The organism is Streptomyces sp. NPDC054847 (assembly GCF_053610925.1).
In genome coordinates this window covers 6,436-10,591 of the sequence record NZ_JBSGZJ010000244.1, presented here as the reverse complement: position 1 = coordinate 10,591, position 4,156 = coordinate 6,436, and the positions used below count along the sequence as shown (strand labels likewise).

Sequence of the window (4,156 nt, the reverse complement as noted above, 5' to 3'; positions counted from 1 at the left end):
GTCCGGGAGATTCCCGGACCGGCCCGGCCTCTTTCCGTCTGCGGACGGCACGGCACGGCCTCTCCCGGGCCGGCGGGCAGCACTACCCGGACCGGCCCGAGCCGAAGGGGCCGGTCAGCTCCCCTGGTGCTCTTCGTGCCCCTCCCCGGCACTCCCGCCGCTCTCGCCGCTGCCCGCGCCGCCGTCGTGACCCTCGTGACCGTCGTGGCCACCGACCTCGCCGCCGCTGTCCCCACCGCCGTCGCCGCCGTGGCCGGAGCCGTGCTGCGCCCCGGTCTCGACGGTGCCGCCGAGCCGGTCCCGCAGGGCCGCCACGACCTTCTCGTCGCCGACCGCGACCCACTTGCGCCCGACCAGATAGGTGCCGCCGTAGTCGTTGGCCTCGTTGATCCACTCCCGCTGGCCGCGGTCGGTGGCGAAGGTCGCGAGGATGTACTTGCCGTCGGCCGTCCTGCAGTTGGCCTGGCGCAATTCGTCCGCGTCCGTCTGGATGTTCGGTTCGCATTCGGCCTGGCGTGCGAGGTCCTCCAGGCTGCCGGTCGCCGTCTTCGGCGCCTTCGCGCCCTTGTCGGGTCCGACACGCCCGTCGTCGCCGTCGCCGGAGCCGCAGGCCGTCGCCAGGACCAGGACGACAACTGCCAGTCCTGTCCGGGCCGCCCGCCGTGTGCTGGTGCTCGTACTCGTCCGCATCCGGCCATGGTGCCTTCCCGCTCTCCCTTCGCGCGGCAGAACCGCAGGTAACCTGCGCTCCGCACGCACCTGTTGTCGCGTCAGCAACGCGGAGGAGCGCTCGTGAACGAGTTGTCGAGACGTACGCTGCTGGGCACTGCGGGAGCTGTGGGAGCCGGCGCGGTGCTCGCCGCGCACACTCCCGCGGCCACCGCTCTGCCCCGTCCGGCCTCCCCGCCCCCGGCACCGGGCGCGGGCGCCGGGGACGCGTTCGGCATTGGCCCCGCCGTCGCCGCGCTGCACCGCCTGCTGCCCGACCATGCCGACCAGTTGCGGCTGACGGCGCTGACCGGTCCCGAGCGGTTCCAGGTCACCGGCTCGACCGGCCGCATCGAGGTGGCCGGCACCGGTCCGGCGGTCCTGCTGACTGGGGTGCACTGGTATCTCAAGTACGTCTGCCGGGCGCACATCTCGTGGTCCGGGTCCCGGCTGGACCTGCCCCGACGGCTGCCCGCGCCCCGTCGCCCGCTCGAGCGGAGGGCCACGGTCCCGCACCGGTTCGCGTACAACGACACGCACGACGGCTACACCGCCCCCTACGCCGACTGGCCCCGCTGGGAGCGGCTGATCGACGTCCTGGCCCTGCACGGCTGCAACGAGGTCCTGGTGACGCCCGGACAGGAGGCCGTCTACCACCGGCTGCTGACGGACTTCGGCTACTCGGACGAGGAGGCCAGGACCTGGCTGCCGGCGCCCTCGCACCAGCCGTGGTGGCTGCTCCAGAACATGAGCGAGTACGGCGGCCCGATGTCGGCGGCCCTCATCGAGCGCCGGGCCGGGCTGGGCCGGCGGATCGCCGACCGGCTGCGGGAGCTGGGCATGCATCCGGTGGTGCCGGGCTATTTCGGCACCGTGCCCGACGACTTCCCCGGCCACAACCCCGGCAGTGACGCGCGGGTGATCCCGCAGGGCACCTGGGGCGGCGGAATGCGCCGGCCCGACTGGCTGGACCCGCGGACGCAGGCGTTCTCCGACGTCGCCGCGGCCTTCTACCGGCATCAGGGCGACCTGTTCGGCGACGTGTCGCTCTTCAAGATGGACCTGCTGCACGAGGGCGGCACCGCGGGCGACGTGCCGGTCCCGGACGCCGCACGCGCGGTGGAGACCTCCCTTCGAACGGCCCGGCCCGATGCCACCTGGGTGATCCTCGGCTGGCAGGCCAACCCGCGCCGGGCGCTGCTCGACTCGATCGACACCTCCCGCGTCCTCGTCGTCGACGGCCTCTCCGACCTGGACACGGTCACCGACCGGGAGGCGGACTGGGGCGGGGCTCCGTACGCCTTCGGCACGATCCCCAACTTCGGCGGCCGTACGACGATCGGCGCGAACACCGACCGGTGGACGGAGAAATTCACGGCCTGGCGCGACAAGCCGGGCAGTGCGCTGGTGGGCACCGCGTACATGCCGGAGGCGGCGGAGCGGGACCCGGCGGCGCTGGAACTGTTCAGCGAACTGGCCTGGCGCGAGGAGCGGATCGACCGGGAGGCATGGTTCGCCGAGTACGCGCAGATCCGGTACGGCGGCGTCGACCGCTCGGCGCGGGAGGCGTTCGCCGCGCTGGCGGCGACGGCGTACAAGCTGACGAGCACGGACGGCCGGCCGTACGACTCGCTGTTCTCGCGCCGGCCGTCGCTGACGACGTCGATCGGCACCGCCTTCGACCCGGCGGGCTTCGACCGGGCGTTCGCCGCGCTGCTCGCCGTACGGCCGTCGCTGCGTGACTCCGACACGTACCGCCACGATCTGACGGATGTGGCCCGTCAGGCGCTGGCAAACCGCTCCCGCACGCTTCAGCCGGCGCTGCGGGCCGCGCACCGCAACAAGGACGTGGCCACCTTCCGCGCCGTGTCGGCCCTGTGGCTGAAGCTGATGCGGCTCAGCGACACGATGGCCGGCTGCCACCGCCGGTTCCTGCTCGGACCGTGGCTGGAGGACGCGAAGCGGCTGGCGACCGGTCCGGAGGAGGCGGTGCGCCTGGAGCGCACCGCGCGCGCCCTGATCACCACCTGGGCGGACCGTCCGACCGCGAACACCCTCAGCAACTACGCCAACCGGGACTGGCAGGGGCTGATGGCCGACGTCCATGTGCCGCAGTGGGAGGCGTTCCTGACGGAGCAGGCCGACGCGATGGCCGCGGGCAGGGCGCCGAAGCCCTTCGACTGGTATCCCCAGGAGGAGGCGTGGACCCTGGAACGCCGCACCTACCCGGTGCGGCCGACCGGGGACGCGTACCGCACGGCCCTCCGCGTGTTCGAGGCGCTGGCCCGCGCGCCCTACCAGGGCGTCGTGACGGTGGAGGTGGAACCGCCGGCGTTCGCCCCCGGGAGCACGGGCACCGTGACGGCGGTCTTCCGCAACGTCAACGGGCTCAGCGGCACCGGCAGGATCGACTTCGCGCTCGCCGGGCTCGACGCCTCCCCCGAGGGCCCGACGGCTCTGGAGGGCGTCCCGGCCGGAGGGAGGGGCAAGGTCTCCTGGCGGGTGACGGCGCCCGCTGATCCGCTGACGGAGCCGCTGACGCCCATGCCGTACGAGCTCACCACGCGGTACGGGCCGCTTGGCGAGGACCGGGTCACCACCACGCAGCCGGGCAGCGTGTACATCGCCGCGCCGCTGGACCCGGCATGGCGCACCTTCACCTCCAACGGCGCCGTCTTCGGCCGGCTCGGCGGCCGGTTCGCGATCAACGGGGCGGGCAACGACCTGTGGCGCGGCACCGCCCAGTTCGGCACCGCCTACCTGCCCGGGGCGTTCACCGAGGGCGCGAGCATCGTGCTGCGGGTGGACGCGCAGGACGACACCGACCCCTGGGCACGCGCCGGGATCATGGTCCGCAACTCGCTGGCGACCCCCGGGGACGTGGGCTTCCTGAACCTGGCAGTGACCCCGGGGCAGGGCGTCGTGCTGTCGTACGACACGAACGGCGACGGCACGCTCGACGCCTACGGCCGGATCGCCGGGGTCAGGGCGCCGGTGCTGCTCCGGCTCACGAAGAACGCCGGGACGTCCTTCACCGGCGCGTGCTCCACCGACGGCGGCACCACCTGGCGCCCGGTCGCCACCGTGTCGGTGCCGGGCACGTCGGCGACGCAGGACGCCGGGTTCTTCATGAGCGCCACGAACGGCGGGAGCGGTGCGCGCGGGACGGTGCGGTTCAGCGGCTGGTCCTTGACGGGCGGCGGTGTCGCGACCGGCGGCCGACGTCCGGTGGGCCTACATTCCGCATCATGAACGCGATCCCCTCCACCACCGTCGCGAACCTCCGCGATCTGGGCGGCACGCCTCTGCCCGGCGGCCGGTCGGTGCGCAGCGGTCTGCTGTTCCGCTCAGGGCAGCTGGACCGGATGGACGCCGCGTCCGACCCGGCCGTCGCCGCCCTCGGCATCCGTACCGTCGTCGACTTCCGCACCCGGGCGGAGCGTGAGGC

The 4,156-nt window shown here is 73.6% G+C and carries 3 protein-coding genes; 2 read left to right on the top strand and 1 reads right to left on the bottom strand.

Translation table 11 applies throughout. The features are described 5' to 3' along the window. Positions 1-114 precede the first annotated feature (114 nt). On the bottom strand, positions 115-690 hold the full coding sequence (locus ACWGH4_RS22375) for a hypothetical protein (protein ID WP_453463602.1): 576 nt from the start codon (positions 688-690) through the stop codon (positions 115-117). A 102-nt stretch (positions 691-792) separates the two neighbouring features. Here ACWGH4_RS22375 and ACWGH4_RS22370 point away from each other — a divergent pair, with 102 nt between their 5' ends. Beyond that, positions 793-3,960, top strand: coding sequence for an alpha-N-acetylglucosaminidase (locus tag ACWGH4_RS22370; RefSeq protein WP_453463599.1), 3,168 nt, complete (start codon positions 793-795; stop codon positions 3,958-3,960). Further along, positions 3,957-4,156, top strand: a 200-nt coding sequence (locus ACWGH4_RS22365) for a tyrosine-protein phosphatase (RefSeq protein WP_453463597.1), incomplete at its 3' end; no start/stop codon positions are given. The genes ACWGH4_RS22370 and ACWGH4_RS22365, both read left to right, overlap by 4 nt.

Bases quoted from the DNA above. Each gene is read 5' to 3' on its own strand.
- ACWGH4_RS22375 (WP_453463602.1), bottom strand. From the start codon at position 690: ATGCGGACGAGTACGAGCACCAGCACACGGCGGGCGGCCCGGACAGGA.